Annotated in this window: 17 protein-coding genes and 1 other annotated feature; of the genes, 16 read left to right on the plus strand and 1 reads right to left on the minus strand. The window is 41.9% G+C overall.

The window, feature by feature from the left end:
• Window positions 1–49 precede the first annotated feature (49 nt).
• The 11 genes from IGI44_RS00690 (at window position 50) to IGI44_RS00740 (ending at window position 9,846) form a co-directional block, all read left to right on the plus strand.
• The gene (locus IGI44_RS00690; RefSeq protein ID WP_438785848.1) at window positions 50–556 is read left to right on the plus strand and encodes a dUTP diphosphatase; all 507 of its coding nucleotides are present in this window, start codon (window positions 50–52) and stop codon (window positions 554–556) included.
• Between the two features lie 29 nt (window positions 557–585).
• Window positions 586–1,959 carry a DNA repair protein RadA gene (radA, locus tag IGI44_RS00695; protein WP_438785849.1) on the plus strand — a complete coding sequence of 458 codons (1,374 nt, stop codon included), beginning with the start codon at window positions 586–588 and terminating at the stop codon, window positions 1,957–1,959.
• Between the two features lie 88 nt (window positions 1,960–2,047).
• Window positions 2,048–3,202: a PIN/TRAM domain-containing protein gene (locus tag IGI44_RS00700; protein WP_438785850.1), complete on the plus strand. Its 1,155-nt coding sequence runs from the start codon at window positions 2,048–2,050 to the stop codon at window positions 3,200–3,202.
• A 97-nt stretch (window positions 3,203–3,299) separates the two neighbouring features.
• On the plus strand, window positions 3,300–4,757 hold the full coding sequence (gene gltX, locus IGI44_RS00705; RefSeq protein WP_438785851.1) for a glutamate--tRNA ligase: 1,458 nt from the start codon (window positions 3,300–3,302) through the stop codon (window positions 4,755–4,757).
• Window positions 4,754–4,955 (plus strand) — a binding site (T-box leader). It overlaps the preceding gene by 4 nt.
• 238 nt (window positions 4,956–5,193) lie before the next feature.
• Window positions 5,194–5,727, plus strand: a complete 534-nt coding sequence (epsC, locus tag IGI44_RS00710; protein WP_438785852.1) for a serine O-acetyltransferase EpsC — start codon at window positions 5,194–5,196, stop codon at window positions 5,725–5,727.
• Complete coding sequence (gene cysS / locus IGI44_RS00715) at window positions 5,720–7,129, plus strand: cysteine--tRNA ligase (protein WP_438785853.1); 1,410 nt, start codon at window positions 5,720–5,722, stop codon at window positions 7,127–7,129. Before epsC ends, cysS begins: the two co-directional genes overlap by 8 nt.
• Window positions 7,129–7,527, plus strand: coding sequence for a Mini-ribonuclease 3 (locus IGI44_RS00720; protein WP_438785854.1), 399 nt, complete (start codon window positions 7,129–7,131; stop codon window positions 7,525–7,527). The genes cysS and IGI44_RS00720 overlap by 1 nt, the downstream gene beginning before the upstream one ends.
• Window positions 7,517–8,347 carry a 23S rRNA (guanosine(2251)-2'-O)-methyltransferase RlmB gene (gene rlmB, locus IGI44_RS00725; protein WP_438785855.1) on the plus strand — a complete coding sequence of 277 codons (831 nt, stop codon included), beginning with the start codon at window positions 7,517–7,519 and terminating at the stop codon, window positions 8,345–8,347. Before IGI44_RS00720 ends, rlmB begins: the two co-directional genes overlap by 11 nt.
• Window positions 8,347–8,874, plus strand: coding sequence for an NYN domain-containing protein (locus IGI44_RS00730; protein ID WP_438785856.1), 528 nt, complete (start codon window positions 8,347–8,349; stop codon window positions 8,872–8,874). The genes rlmB and IGI44_RS00730 overlap by 1 nt, the downstream gene beginning before the upstream one ends.
• Window positions 8,875–8,944: 70 nt before the next feature.
• Window positions 8,945–9,502, plus strand: a complete 558-nt coding sequence (locus IGI44_RS00735) for a sigma-70 family RNA polymerase sigma factor (protein WP_438785857.1) — start codon at window positions 8,945–8,947, stop codon at window positions 9,500–9,502.
• A 98-nt stretch (window positions 9,503–9,600) separates the two neighbouring features.
• On the plus strand, window positions 9,601–9,846 hold the full coding sequence (locus IGI44_RS00740) for a Veg family protein (RefSeq protein WP_316405491.1): 246 nt from the start codon (window positions 9,601–9,603) through the stop codon (window positions 9,844–9,846).
• A gap of 28 nt (window positions 9,847–9,874) precedes the next feature.
• On the opposite strand, the gene mscL is transcribed toward IGI44_RS00740, so the two are convergent.
• Window positions 9,875–10,312, minus strand: a complete 438-nt coding sequence (gene mscL / locus IGI44_RS00745) for a large conductance mechanosensitive channel protein MscL (RefSeq protein WP_438785858.1) — start codon at window positions 10,310–10,312, stop codon at window positions 9,875–9,877.
• A gap of 369 nt (window positions 10,313–10,681) precedes the next feature.
• Here mscL and yfmF point away from each other — a divergent pair, with 369 nt between their 5' ends.
• From yfmF to pgsA, 5 genes are all read left to right on the plus strand, one after another.
• Window positions 10,682–11,944, plus strand: a complete 1,263-nt coding sequence (gene yfmF / locus IGI44_RS00750) for an EF-P 5-aminopentanol modification-associated protein YfmF (RefSeq protein WP_438785859.1) — start codon at window positions 10,682–10,684, stop codon at window positions 11,942–11,944.
• Window positions 11,937–13,229: an EF-P 5-aminopentanol modification-associated protein YfmH gene (gene yfmH / locus IGI44_RS00755; protein ID WP_438785860.1), complete on the plus strand. Its 1,293-nt coding sequence runs from the start codon at window positions 11,937–11,939 to the stop codon at window positions 13,227–13,229. The genes yfmF and yfmH overlap by 8 nt, the downstream gene beginning before the upstream one ends.
• A 26-nt stretch (window positions 13,230–13,255) precedes the next feature.
• Window positions 13,256–13,981, plus strand: coding sequence for an elongation factor P 5-aminopentanone reductase (ymfI, locus tag IGI44_RS00760; RefSeq protein ID WP_438785861.1), 726 nt, complete (start codon window positions 13,256–13,258; stop codon window positions 13,979–13,981).
• Window positions 13,982–14,120: 139 nt separating this feature from the next.
• Window positions 14,121–14,984 carry a RodZ domain-containing protein gene (locus tag IGI44_RS00765; RefSeq protein WP_438785862.1) on the plus strand — a complete coding sequence of 288 codons (864 nt, stop codon included), beginning with the start codon at window positions 14,121–14,123 and terminating at the stop codon, window positions 14,982–14,984.
• A gap of 34 nt (window positions 14,985–15,018) precedes the next feature.
• Window positions 15,019–15,600: a CDP-diacylglycerol--glycerol-3-phosphate 3-phosphatidyltransferase gene (gene pgsA / locus IGI44_RS00770; protein WP_438785863.1), complete on the plus strand. Its 582-nt coding sequence runs from the start codon at window positions 15,019–15,021 to the stop codon at window positions 15,598–15,600.
• The last annotated feature ends 40 nt before the right edge of the window (window positions 15,601–15,640 follow it).

The following is a 15,640-nucleotide window of genomic DNA, read 5'->3' on the forward strand; positions in this document are numbered from 1 at the left end:
TTGCCTGCTCTATGGTAGAATAGCTATATATTTCACAAAGGAGCTCAACATGAAAAAACGAGGTTTTGAAGTTACAACAGTGTATCAAGATAAAGCAATCAATTTGCCAAAACGAGCAACAAAAAATGCGGCAGGATATGATTTTGAAGCTGCAGAGGATATCGTGATCCCGGCAGTTTGGAAACAAATCATTCAACATTTTACTAAAAATTCAGAGGTATCTGAAAAGGTCGTTAAACCCGTTTTGGTACCAACTGGAATCAAAGCGTATATGGGGCATGACGAATATTTGCAATTAGCGAATCGGTCAAGCAACCCGCTGAAGCGTTTTTTAACGTTAAGTAACGGTGTAGGCGTGATCGATAGTGATTATTATAATAACCCGGATAATGAAGGGCATATTATGTTCCAATTTTCAAATTTTGGGTTGACGGATGTTCACATCAAAAAAGGCGAACGAATCGGTCAAGGGATCTTCCTGCCGTTTCTTAAAGCTGATAATGATGAAGCAGGAGCTGAAAGAACCGGCGGTTTTGGTTCTTCAGACAAACAATAAAATTTTAATCAACGAGTGAGGCGAAGGTTTTGGCGAAAAAATCCAAGACACAATTTATCTGCCAAGAATGCGGCTACGTTTCGCCGAAGTATTTAGGGCGTTGTCCTAATTGCGGCAACTGGAACACGATGGTGGAAGAAATTGAACAAAATCATCCTGAGGATCGCCGCAATCGCGTAAGTTTGACAGGCGAACGTGCGCAACCGACCAAACTAAAAGATGTCGTTTTCAAAAAGGAAACGCGGATTCAAACGGAGTTAGCAGAGTTGAATCGGGTTTTAGGCGGCGGTGTGGTGCCGGGTTCGTTGGTACTGATTGGTGGGGACCCTGGTATTGGGAAATCAACGTTGCTTTTACAAGTCTCGCATCAACTTGCGGCGACTGGCGGAAATGTTTTATATGTTTCCGGAGAAGAAAGTGCGCAGCAAATCAAATTGCGGGCGGAACGACTAGGTTCTAGTGAGACGGATTTCTATTTGTACGCTGAAACAGATATGGGGGAGATCAGTCGGACGATTGAAAATCTGAAACCAGATTATGTCATCATCGACTCAATCCAGACCATGACTCAGCCTGATATTACCAGTGTGGCCGGATCGGTCAGTCAGGTCCGTGAAACAACCGCGGAGCTATTGAAATTGGCAAAAACCAATGGTATCGCTATCTTTATCGTCGGGCATGTGACGAAAGAAGGCAATATCGCCGGTCCTCGGATGTTGGAACACATGGTAGATACCGTGCTGTATTTTGAAGGCGAAAAACATCACAGCTTCCGAATTTTACGGGCGGTAAAAAACCGCTTTGGTTCTACTAATGAAATCGGAATTTTCGAGATGCGAGAGAGTGGTTTAGTGGAAGTTGCTAATCCTTCTCAGGTTTTCTTAGAGGAACGCTTGGAAGGTGCAACTGGATCAGCGATCGTTGTCGCAATGGAAGGCAGTCGACCGATTTTGGTTGAAGTACAGGCATTAGTAACACCCACAGTCTTCGGGAATGCGAAACGAACGACGACCGGCTTAGATTTCAATCGTGTCTCTTTGATCATGGCGGTCTTAGAAAAGCGTGCTGGCTTGCTTTTACAAAATCAAGATGCGTACTTAAAGGCAGCAGGCGGCGTAAAATTAAACGAACCCGCCATTGATTTGGCGGTGGCTGTAGCGATTGCTTCTAGCTATAAGGAAAATGGTACGGAAGCGACAGAGTGTTTTATCGGTGAAATTGGATTGACGGGTGAGATTCGTCGAGTCAATAGTATCGAGCAGCGTGTCAAAGAAGCGAGCAAATTAGGCTTTAAAAAAATCTATTTGCCAAAAAACAATATGGGCGATTGGAAACCACCAAAGGGAATTGAATTGATCCCAGTGGCGACTTTAGGCGAAACATTAAGAAAAGTATTTCGGTAATACGAGGCAGTGCCGGAGTTTTTCCGGCACACTCTTTATTAAAAGGTTTTTATCTTAAAAATTGTATATAGAACTTAGGAGGGATGGCATGCAGAAACGTGTGTTGACAGTAATCATTCTGATTGTTGGAATTAGTTTAGGAGTCACTTTCCTACCAACAGCATGGACAGCAATTGGTAATGCAGATAACATGTGGTTGAATAATTCACTTACGAATGGCCTGATTGGTGCAATTATTTTTTATATTATTTCTTTGGCTATCGTAGAACCAATCACAATTGGAGTAAAAAGAATTGAGAAACAATTAAACGAGCTTAGCTTAACGTATATCTTATTTGGAGTGATCGGTGCGATCTTAGGATTGACTTTGGGATTGATCGGAACAACTCCGTTGTACCAGATTCCGATTCCTTTCATTAATAGCGCATTACCGATTTTAATCATGTTGCTATTGGGATATTTAGGCTTCCGAATGGGAACGACCCGAATCGATGAGTTGAAAAAATTCTTTGGCGGGCGTAATAAGAAGGCAGAAACAAATGAGGGTGAAGTGCTTGAACGCAAGGCAGACGATCATTTTCATAAGTATAAAATCTTGGATACTAGTGTGATTATCGATGGTCGGATCTATGATATTGCCAAGACTGGCTTTTTAGAAGGCGTCTTGATGATTCCGAATTTTGTCTTGTATGAATTGCAGTATATCGCTGATTCTGGAGATAGCTTGAAACGAGTGCGCGGAAGACGCGGACTGGATATCTTGAATGCTTTGCAAAAAGAGGAAGGCATCGCCGTTGAAATGTATGATGGCGATTTTGAAGACATCAGCGAAGTCGATAGCAAATTGATCAAGCTGGCTAAATTGTTGGATGGGGTCATCGTAACGAATGATTACAATCTAAACAAAGTTTCAGAGTTTCAAAATGTTGCCGTATTAAATATCAACGCCTTAGCGAATGCAGTGAAACCAGTGGTTATCCCTGGTGAAAACATGAATGTTTTAGTCGTAAAAGCCGGAACAGAGCGGCAGCAAGGGGTTGCTTATTTAGATGACGGAACGATGGTCGTCGTAGAAGATGGGCAGCACTATATGAACGAACACATTGAAGTCGTTGTTACCAGCGCCTTACAAACCGCTGCTGGCCGAATGATTTTTGCTAAACCAGCGCATTCAAGTCGCAACATTAAAGATGATTCACCTGATAAGAAGTTGGATTATACGAATGAGAAAGCAGCAAAATAACGGTACAGCTTTACTAAACAATGGATTGATTGTACAATTTGTGTTGAGTAGCAAATGTGTTTTATTTGCTAAATAAGCGGGAAAGAGGAACCTTTATATGTCGAAAATTCGTGTGCGCTACGCACCAAGTCCAACCGGACACTTACACATCGGAAATGCCCGAACAGCCTTGTTCAATTATCTATTTGCTCGCCACAATGATGGAGAATTCATCATTCGTATCGAGGACACTGATTTAAAACGAAACATCGAAGGTGGCGAAAAAAGCCAGCTCGAGAACTTGGCTTGGCTAGGAATCGACTGGGATGAGTCGCCTGAAAATCCTGGGAAATATGGTCCTTATCGCCAATCAGAGAGACGCGAGATCTATCAGCCATTAATTGATCAATTATTGATGAGCAACTTAGCTTATAAATGTTATTGTACCTCTGAAGAGCTAGAGGCTGAACGAGAAGCACAACGCGCACGTGGCGAAATGCCGCATTATTCAGGCAAATGTGCCAATCTAACACCAGAGGAACAAGCAGAAAAAGAAGCACAAGGCCTTGAGCCAGTTATTCGCTTCCGTGTGCCTCGTAATACCAGCTTTACGTTTGACGATATGGTCAAAGGCGAGATCAGTTTTGAATCTGATAACGTCGGCGGCGATTTCATCATCCAAAAACGTGATGGTATGCCAACATATAACTTTGCAGTTGCGGTAGATGATCATCTAATGAAGATTACGCATGTATTACGCGGTGACGATCATATTGCCAATACACCAAAACAATTGATGATCTATGATGCTTTTGGTTGGCCGCGTCCAACATTTGGTCATATGACCTTGATTATCAACAGTGAAACAGGTAAAAAACTAAGTAAACGGGATGAAAGTATCCTGCAATTTATCGAACAATATCGCGAACTAGGTTATTTGCCAGAAGCGATGTTCAACTTTATCGCTCTGCTTGGCTGGTCGCCAGTTGGTGAAGATGAGATCTTCCCGCAAGATGAATTGATTAAGATTTTCGATACTGAACGCTTAAGCAAATCACCAGCGGCATTTGATCAAAAGAAATTAGAATGGGTCAACAACCATTACATCAAAGCAATGGATTTGGATAAATTAACCGAGTTATGCTTGCCATATTTAATCAAGGCTGGTAAAGTCGAAGAAAATCCAACACCTGAACGCAAGGATTGGGTAAAACGAGTAGTCAGCTTGTATCAACCGCAAATGAGCTATGCTGCGGAAATTACCGAAGTTTCAAGCTTGTTCTTCCAAGATCATCTTGAGCTAGACGATGCTGCTAAAGAAGTATTAGCTGGCGAAGGCGTTTCGACTGTATTGACCGCCTTTAAAGCACAACTGGAAGCAATGGAAACCGTTGATGCAGCAGGTGTTTTAGCTGCAATCAAGGCTGTTCAAAAGGAAACTGGAATCAAAGGAAAAAACCTATGGATGCCAATTCGTGTCGCAGTCAGCGGTGTGACTCATGGACCAGAATTGCCTGAAACAGTTGAAATTTTAGGCAAAGAAAAAGCCTTAGCACATTTAGATCAAGTAATGTAAACACAACGAAGAGAAGAAGTAGTAAGCGGCGATTTTTCAGAGAGACTGCGGATGGTGGAAGCAGTCAGGTCAACGCGTATGAAATGCATCTCCGAGTGGCCTTGGCGATACGTAGCTAAGGACGTCTGACAGACGTTACCTGTTTCGAGGCAGATAGCTCTGCAAACAAAAGTGGGACCACGTTAAAGCGTCTTTTGAGGAAACTCAAAAGACGCTTTTTTGCAGTTTTGTGTTGTGCAAGGGTTAAATAAGGATTTTTAACTAAACTAAAAGATGCGTAGTTTAGCGGAATTGTATGCGAAACGACGATAAGATCATTTTTTTGGTTTTTGGAAAAATGAGTTCTTTAATTGGAGATAGCTTAATAGCAGGAAATTGGAAATGTGTTGAATGTTTTATGGGTAAAGGTCTAAAAACAGAAAAGGGGTTGAGGTAAATGGGATGGTGGCAAGAAGCAATCGCAGCAGCGAAGAAAAATGATCCGGCAGTTAGGACGGGCCTAGAGGTTGTGCTGACATATCCAGGTGTTCATGCATTGTTTTTCCATAAGTTTTCACACTTTCTCTATCGGCATCAATGGTTTTTGTTGGCACGGATTCATTCGCAATTTTGGCGTTTCTTGACGGGCATTGAGATTCATCCTGGTGCTAAGATCGCTCCGGGGGTTTTTATTGATCATGGAATGGGTGTGGTGATTGGTGAAACGGCCGAAGTCGAGCGGGATGTTGTGCTGTTTCATGGCGTGACACTAGGCGGAACGGGAAAAGACACTGGAAAACGGCATCCAACGGTACGTCAAGGCGCTTTTATCTCAGCAAATGCTCAAATTTTGGGGCCAATTGAAATTGGTGCTGGAAGTAAGATTGGCGCAGGCGCTGTCGTATTAAAGGATATACCGGCTGATGCGACCGCAGTAGGCGTACCAGCAAAAGTCGCAAGATTACATGGAAAGAAGGTTCAACATGATTAAAATACACAACACACTAACACGAGAAAAAGAGGTTTTTAAACCAATTGAGGAAAATAAAGTCCGAATGTATGTCTGCGGACCAACTGTTTATAACTACATTCATATTGGGAATGCCCGTAGTACGATTGCATTTGATGTCATTCGTCGCTATTTTGAATATCGCGGGTATGAAGTGAACTATGTATCGAACTTTACCGACGTTGATGACAAAATCATCAAAGCAGCGAAAGAGCTCTCCATCACGGCTCCTGAGGTGGCGGATCGTTTTATCGCCGCTTTTGAAGAAGATACGGCTGCATTAAACGTAAAGCCGGCGACTTTGCATCCACGAGTGATTAATCATATTCCCGATATTTTAACGTTTATCGAAGCTCTGATTGAAAAAGGCTACGCTTATGAAGCAGAAGGCGACGTTTATTATCGTACGCGTAAATTTGAGCACTATGGTGAATTGAGTGACCAATCAATTGATGAATTAGAGGTTGGAGCAAGCCAACGGACTGGCGCTGAGCAGGCAATTAAGGAAGATCCATTGGATTTTGCCTTATGGAAAAGCGCCAAGCCGGATGAAATTTCTTGGGAATCCCCTTGGGGTGCGGGACGTCCTGGCTGGCATATCGAATGCTCGGTGATGGCCACTAAACATTTAGGTGATACGATTGATATCCATGGCGGCGGACAAGATTTAGAATTTCCGCACCATGAAAATGAAATTGCCCAAAGTGAAGCCAAAACAGGGCAACGTTTTGCGAACTATTGGATGCACAATGGCTATGTAACCATTGGGGAAGACGATGCGAAAATGAGCAAGTCACTAGGAAACTTTGTAACGGTTCACGACTTAGTGAAAGAGATTGATCCCCAAATCTTACGTTTCTTTATGGCAACGACACAATATCGCCGTCCAATTCGTTACAGTGAAACGACCATGAAGGATGCACAAGCAAATCTGCAAAAATTGCGTACAGCTTTTGAGAATGCGACTTTCCGTCAAGCAACTGCGGAAGCAGCATTGACTGATGATCCAGAGAAATTGGCGGCGCTCCAAACATTGAAGGATCGTTTCATCGAAGAGATGGACGATGACTTTAATGCAGCAAATGGAATCACGGTTGTGTATGAATTGGCTAAATGGCTGAACAATTACAGTGAACAAGAAAAAGTTTCATCAGTGGTTTTAGCTGCAGCGTTAGAAGAATTCACCAAAATGTTGACTGTCTTTGGGATTGAATTCCAAGCTGCTGGCTTATTAGATGAAGAAATTGATCAATTGATCGAGGAACGTAATCAAGCCCGCAAAGACAAAGATTTTGCCCGCAGTGATGAGATTCGTGACCAGTTGAAAGAACAAGGAATTATTTTAGAAGACACCCCGCAAGGCGTCCGTTGGAGACGAGCATAATGACAGACTATAAACAATTAAATGCACTGGCGTTAGCGTATGTTGGTGATGCAATCTATGAAACTTACGTACGGGATTATTTAGTTCGCGAAGGACAGACGCGCCCGAATAAACTACACCATATGGCAACACACTATGTTTCCGCTAAAGCGCAAGCAATGTTGATCCAAAAAATGCTGGATGATGGTATGCTGACAGAAGAAGAGCAAGGAATTTATCGGCGTGGCAGAAATGCGAAAAGTTACACTTCTGCTAAAAATACCGACATCATGACCTACCGGATGTCTACAGGATTCGAGGCACTGATGGGTTATCTACATTTATTGGAACGAAAAGAGCGATTAGAAGAATTAATTGCGTGGTGTTTAGAGAAAGCGGGCGAAACGAATGAAGGATAAAAAACAATATCGAGGAAACGATCGACGAAATCAGCGGAAAAATGATCGGACGAAAGACCGCCGTAAAGAATTTGAGACGGTTGAACCGGAAGAGAATAACTTTGTTTTTGGGCATCATGCCAGTGTGGAAGCACTTCAAGCAGGTCGTGGGAACAAACTATTTATGCAAGAGGACGCTCACGGGGATAAGATCGATCAGTTGAAAAGCTTAGCGAAAGAACAGGCGGTCCCAGTAAAATGGGTGCCTAAACAGAAACTGGATACATTAAGTGACGGTGGTGTGCATCAAGGGATTGTTTTAGGAATCACCCCTTATGAATATTTAACCTTAGAGGACTTATTAACAAAAATATCCTCAGAGGAGGCACCGTTCTTACTGATTTTAGATAGTTTAGAAGATCCTCATAATTTTGGCTCGATTCTACGGACAGCCGACGCAAGTGGGGTGTCTGGCGTGATCATTCCAAAACATCGATCTGTAGGAATTACACCAGTCGTGACGAAAGCATCAACGGGGGCAGTGGAATATGTGCCGATTGCTCGAGTGACAAATTTAGCTCAAAGTATCAAACAGCTAAAAGATGCAGGCTATTGGATCTTTGGAACGGACATGGCAGGCACCGATTATCGTCAATGGAGGGTAGCAGGTCCGATTGCTTTGATTATCGGTAATGAAGGCAAAGGGATGAGCGCTGGTTTGAAAAAGGAAGTCGATGAGATGTTGACGATCCCTATGACAGGTCACGTGCAGAGCTTGAATGCGGGGGTTGCTGCTGGACTATTGATGTATGAGGTCTTCCGAAAGCGAAGTGAGCTGTAATGAAAAAACAATTGTTGATCGTTGACGGCTATAACATGATTGGTGCGTGGCCTGAACTGACTACCTTGAAAAACCAAGAACGCTTAGAAGAAGCGCGTGAGGCCTTGCTATTTCGTTTGTCAAACTATGCAAAGTATCAAGGGTTGGAAACAATTGTTGTTTTTGATGCGCAATTTGTTCCAGGAATTACCCAAAGCTATCAAAAGTACCAGCTGACTGTTGTCTTTACAAAAGAGGACGAAACAGCCGATAGTTATATTGAACGCATCGCAGGGGAACTGAATGACCGGTTAACTCAGGTCACAGTGGCGACAAGCGACCTTGCCGAACAATGGACGATTTTTTCACAGGGAGCCTTGCGCACCTCCGCGCGTGAATTGTATAAGTCCGTCCAACAGACCGAGGCGCTAATAACGGGGGATACACAAGATACGCATTTTAAAAATTTTCGCCGTAATTCTCCTTGGAATAATGAACAATTGCAGAAATTGTCCCAAAAACTGGACGAATTAAGCCAAAAAAAATAAATTGATTGTCGACACTCCTCTCGGATTGGTAAAGCGTGTATGCTTTTACTTGTTGAGAGGGGTGTAAAAAATGGAAGAACCAACGTGTTATGAAAAAATTGATGGTGCTGCTTTTGAAGAAATGTTTAGTCAATACTTGCCAATTGTTTATAGTATGCAATCTCGTTACTCGATTCGTGATTTTGATTTTGATGACTGGCTGCAGGAAGGGCGAATCGCGCTGAATGATGCCCTGCAAAGCTATCGCAAAGGACGTGGAACCACATTTGGTCTGTACTATAAGATGGTTTTTGAAAATCGAATTCGCTCTCTTTTGCGTCGTCAACAAGCAAAAAAACGCTTGTCCCAGCGGCAAGCGGTATCCATGGAGAAAGTCGGTCTGGAGTCTTTTGATGAACATTTTCAATATCATGAGTACATGGATGAGAATCTTTATATTAGCGAAATGCTATTGGCAGGAGAAATTGCGCTTTCTCCTTTAGAAAATCTTTCTTTGTACTATTATTTAAAGGGAGAAGAGCCCACCATGATCGCCCAGCTTCTGAATGAATCGGAAAAGGCGGTCCGTAATGCGTTGAATCGGACGAAAAACAAATTAAAGAAGAAAATGTATAATCAGGATAAATAATCCAGTTTACTTTAGATAGAAAGTTGCATATTTTTTTATCTTATGATAACATTGAAAAGTTTTAGATTTGTGCTATAATATATCTTGAGGTGAACTGTATGCCAACAACTTTAGCGTCTATCAAGAAAAACTTGGAAGACCGTATTGGTGCTCCTATTATGCTTGTAGCTCAGACGGGACGCAAGCGTCAAACACAACGTAAGGGAATCTTGACCGAGACTTATCCTTCCGTATTTGTGGTTGATTTGGACCCAGAAGAAAATTCTTTCGAACGTGTTTCATACAGCTATTCCGATGTATTGACTCGCACAGTAGAGATCGAATTTTTATCAGAAGCAATTTAAAAACCATGGAGCACACGCTCCATGGTTTTTATTTGTCTTCGAAGGTCTTTTGTGCAGCTTTATTCTGTTCCACTAAGAGGTCACGAATATCTGCTAAGTACTCTTCGGCTGTTGGAACGGGTACCGCTTCTTCTTCTTCCTCTTTAACAACAGAATTTTTAGCTCTGTTTGCTGCCTTAACAATCAAGAATAAAACAAAACCAGTAATAATGAACGTAATCAAGGCACTGATCACATCGCCAAATGCAAATTTTACACCTTTAACTGGTTCCCAATCTAGGACAGACATCGCTTCATTCAAGTCTTTTCCTTTAGTAAACAATGAAACAATTAATCCAACCAACGGGGTGATCAATCCGTTTACGATGTTTGTTACGATTGCAGTGAAGGCAGTACCAATTACAACACCTACAGCAAGATCAATCACATTGCCTCTCATCAAGAATTCTTTAAACTCTTTAAACATATGGGTCTTCCTCCTATTAGTAAGCGGTATACCATCCAACGTCTTACTATCGCTATACGCTTTTATAAAATGATTTTTTTTGGCTATGTGCCGTTTTTGAAGTCGGCAAAGTCGGATGAGGCTTCTCTTCTTAATTTTAGTATAGCGAAAGAAGAAAAAAATTTGAAATAAAACAGACTATCCGCTAGTGCCCATTTCGATTCTTAGGGGGTGCCTGTGCTATAATTAGCTTTAGTGAAATGACAAAAGAATCCCCTTCTGATTTTTGCATAAGCAAGTGAGAAGGGTTCTTTAGTTGGAAAATGTACGGCTTGAAAGTACGTTTATTTTTCCAAAAAATAATAGATGAATTTAAAAAGGAGCTTTGTGATGATCGAACTTAAAAGAGGCGTGCGTCTGCACGTCATCACAACCAAGAAATATAAAACCATTCAAATCTACGGGCGCTTTACCACCCGATTAACCAAAGAAATCATGACTAAACGTGCTCTTTTGGCGAATTTATTGGAAACCAATTCGTTGCGTTACCCTGATCAAACCAAATTAAGCGGACAATTGGCCGAGCTTTATGGCGCTAGCTTTGGGTTGAATGTTGGACGCAAAGGGAATCTGCATTGGCTGGATATTGGTTTAGGTGTTGTTAATGGAAAGTATGTGGATGATCCGAAATTGTTCCCAGCTGCAATGGATTTTCTGCGAGAAATTTTATTCTTTCCCAATATTCGTGACGGGAAATTTGATGAGCAGACTTTCCAGTTAGAAAAAGAAAATCTGCAAAGCTATATGGAGACCTTACAGGAAGACAAGCAAACGATGGCTTCTTTAAAGATCAAAGAAACCTATTTTACAGATGAAGCACAAAAATTACCAAGTTTCGGTACGGTGTCTGATTTACAACTTGAAACGAACGAAGGATTGGCAGCTTATTATCAAGAGATGATTACGCAGGATCAAGTGGATTTGTTTGTGATCGGGGATGTAGAGGAAGCAGAGATGTCGGAGCTGTTCAAAGAGCTGCCTTTTGCTGATCGCGAAGAAAGCTTCCCAGCAATTTATTATTATCAAGGTAGCGACAATGTGATCCGCGAGCAGCAAGTGCAAGAAAAAGTGACACAAGGGAAATTAAACCTGGCATATGCGACGGATGTCTATTATGAGGATCGGGACCGCTTTGCCCTGTTAGTTTTTAATGGCTTGTTCGGAGGCTTCCCGCACTCTAAATTATTTATGAATGTAAGGGAAAAAGCGAGCTTAGCTTACTATGCTTCAAGCTCTTTCGATACTTTTCGGGGATATCTACAGGTACAAACGGGAATTAACAGCAGCAATCGTGAGAAAGTGTTGCGTTTAATTGAAGAACAGTTATTAGAGCTGCAGGCAGGTAACTTCACCGACTTGGCTTTCCAGCAAACAAAAGCAATGTTGAAAAATCATTACTTACTGGGGTTGGATAGCATGCAAAATGCGATCGAGACGACTTACTTGGCGCAATGGCTGCCGCAAAGTAAACTAACAGACGAAGAATGGTTGCGGCGTTTAGCGGCGGTGACACCAAAAGATGTACAGAAAGTCGCAAAAAAAATTCGTCTACAAGCGATCTTCTTTTTAGATGGAGGACAACAAAATGGATAAAGTGGCCTATCAAAAAATCAACGAAACCTTATACAAAGAGATCTTACCGAATGGCTTAACGGTTTATTTGTTGCCAAAAGCCGGGTATCACAAGACCTATGGGTTATTTAGTACAAATTATGGTTCAATCGACAATGAATTTATTCCTCGTGGCGGAACAGAGTACATTAAAGTGCCTGATGGCATTGCTCACTTTTTAGAGCATAAGATGTTTGAAAAAGAAGATGGCGATGTGTTTCAAAAATTTGGGGAGCAGGGAGCATCAGCGAATGCCTTTACCAGCTTTACCCGCACGAGTTATCTATTTTCAACGACCGATCAATTAGAATTGAATTTAGCGACCTTATTGGACTTTGTTCAAGCACCGTATTTTACTGAAGAATCCGTACAAAAGGAGCAGGGGATTATCGGTCAAGAAATTCAAATGTACCAAGATGATCCAAGCTGGCAGCAGTTTTTTGCGATTCTGAAAAATATGTATCCAAAACATCCGCTGCATATCGATATCGCAGGAACGATCGATTCAATCGCTGAGATCACAGCGGAGGATCTGTATACGTGCTACAATACGTTCTACCATCCAAGCAATATGACGTTGTTCGTTGTAGGAAACTTGGAGCCGAAAGCCTTGATGAGCTTCATTCGTGAAAATCAAGCTAAGAAAACGTTCGAGGCTCCAGAACCGATTCAACGACGCTTCCCGCAAGAATCATCTGATGAGATCATTAAGCTCAGTGAAGAAAAAATGCCGATTACAATCCCGAAAGCAATTGTAGGAATTAAGGGATTGGCTGAATTGCCAAAAGATGACAAAGAACGTCTGATCTTTAAAGTTTCGATGGATCTATTGTTTCAAATGTTAGTAGGGAACACCTCGCAAAATTATTTGCGTCTGTACAATGACGGGATATTAGACGACAGCTTTGGCTACGAATTCTCAATGGATCGCAGCTTCTACTTTGCGGATTTTGGCGGCGATAGTGAAAAACCGCAAATGCTGGCAGACCGTTTGACGGAGATCTTATTGCACTTTGATAGCGATCCAGAAGTTAATGAAAAAAATCTGTCACTATTGAAGAAAAAAATGCTAGGAAAATATTTCCAATCCTTAAACTCATTAGAGTATGTTGCCAATCAATTTACGCAATCATTATATGGGGAATGGACGCTATTTGATATGCCTGAAATCATTCAAGAAATCGAATTAACAGATGTTTTATCTGCAGGCAAATTGTTTATCCAAGAAGAATCTTTCACGCGATTTTATATGGAAAAGCAACAGTAAACGATTCATACAAAAGGAGGGGTAACATGCCTTATGCGTTAGTGATGGGGGCAAGCGGGGATATTGGTCAAGCTGTTTGCGAAAAACTAGCTGGGCAAGGCTGGTCCCTCTACTGCCACTATAATCAGCAAAAAGAAAAAGTTTTAAGTTTCGTTTCAGACTTACAGAAACGTTATCCTCAGCAAGATTTTTTTATGGTATCCTTAGACATGTTGAAGGAAGCAGAAGTTCCAAGCTTTCTTGAGCAATTGTTTCAAGTAGACGGTATTGTTTTTGCCTCAGGTTTTACATTTTACGAGTTGTTGCCAGAGACCAAAGCGGATCAAATGGACGCCCTATGGCAAGTTCATTTAAAAACCCCTTTGCTTTTGCTGCAAGGTTTGCAGGAAAAGATGGCAAAAAATGGGCATGGACGTGTCGTGTTTATCGGATCGGTCTATGGACATCGCGGAAGTAGTATGGAGACCGTCTACAGTGCGGTAAAAGGTGCACAAGAAGCATTTGCGAAAGCTTATGCAAAAGAAGTCGCAACTTTAGGTATTACTGTCAATGTCGTAGCACCCGGTGCTGTTCAAACGAAAATGAATGACAATTGGGATACGCAAGAGCTGACGAGGTTGAAGTCAGAAATCCCTTTAGGACGATTGGCTGATCCCAAAGAAGTCGCTGAAGCCTGCAAGTATTTATTTTCAAAAGAAGCTAGCTATACCACAGGCATTGTATTGCCTGTCGCGGGCGGCTGGATGGAATAGGAACGATAATGATTTCAACATCAGCATACCAGTTTCTATCTGCTTCGGCAGATTCAGAAGATGGATAGCCGTGATGAAAATCTGAGATTATCTTCTTGAAGAAAAATTTCACTAATATGAATTAGGAGTAGAGAACCAAGTGGCTAGTATTAATATTGGAGAAACATTACGCAAAGCCCGGATCGATAAAAAAATTAGTTTAGATGAACTGCAGCAGCGCACGAAAATCCAAAAGCGATACTTGCTGGCGATTGAAGAAAATGATTTTCATGAATTGCCTAGTGATTATTATTTGCGGACATTTATTCGACAATACGCTGATGAGGTAAAACTGGACGGCGATCATTTAATTGATGTGCTGGATGGTAAGGATCGTCCGCTGCCGAGTTATCCTGAACTAGAAACGGTTGAGGGATTGAGAAAAAATAAGCACGTTGAAAATCCAACGCGTGCACGTTTTAAGGCGACATTGCCAATGATTCTGTTGGGATTGGTAGCCTTGGCAATTATTTCGGTGGTAGGCTATATGACTTGGCTGGATCACCAAGAGACTGCAATTATTCCAGAAAATAGTTCTGTTCAAGTTGAACGTTCAGATGTCTCTTCATCAGTGGCAGAAAAGGTGTCGTCTTCACAACCGAAACCGGTGGAATCCTCGAAGGCGCCAGAAAAACCTAAAATGACCTTAGCGATGGAGAATAACACGACCAATGCGGCAACAATGAAGGTTGATCACGCGGAAAAACCATTAAAAATCAGTTTTACTGGTACCGAACGAGTTTGGGTCGGTGTTCAAGTCAATGGTGCGTTAACGTACCAAAAGACGTTAGAGAAGGGCGAATCGGAAACGACCGAACTGCCTGCTGATACTGCTCAAGCAGTGATTACTGTCGGAATGGCCAAATATGCGGAGGTCAAAATCAACGACCAGGCCCTCGATTTCCAACCTGGAGATTCGTTGTTGCAAAAAAATATAACACTGAATATTGCCTACGCGTCATAGGGCCGTGTTTAAATTGAATTAGGAGGAATTCATAATGAATTTACCAAATAAACTGACTGTCATTCGGATCTTTATGATCCCGGTGTTTATGATCGTTGTCTTAGCTCCATGGGATTGGGGGACACTGCAGATTGGAAATACTAGTTTAGCAGTGACACAACTGGTGGGAGCGATCATTTTCGCGATAGCCAGTTATACCGATCATCTCGATGGGAAGATTGCTCGTCGTGATGGCCTGGTGACCAACTTTGGAAAGTTTGCAGATCCGTTAGCGGATAAAATGCTTGTGATGACAGCGTTTATTATTTTAGTAGAGCAAGGCAAAGCACCTTCTTGGGTGATTGCTGTTATTGTCTGTCGCGAGTTAGCGGTGACAGGACTACGCCTATTGATCGTCGAACAAGGCGGCGGTGTAATGGCGGCTGCGATGCCAGGTAAAATCAAGACTGCCACGCAAATGGTCGGAATCGTGCTACTGTATTTAAACAATGTACCCTTTAACTTTATCGGTATTCCGATGGATCAAATCATGTTGTATGTCTGCTTATTCTTTACGGTTTATTCAGGATACGACTACTTTGCTAAAAACACTGCCATTTTTAAAGGATCCATGTAAGAAAATCAAAAAAACGATCATAACGGTATGAAAATCTATC

The organism is Enterococcus sp. DIV0756, from assembly GCF_051710745.1.
Taxonomy (GTDB): Bacteria; Bacillota; Bacilli; order Lactobacillales; family Enterococcaceae; genus Enterococcus_A.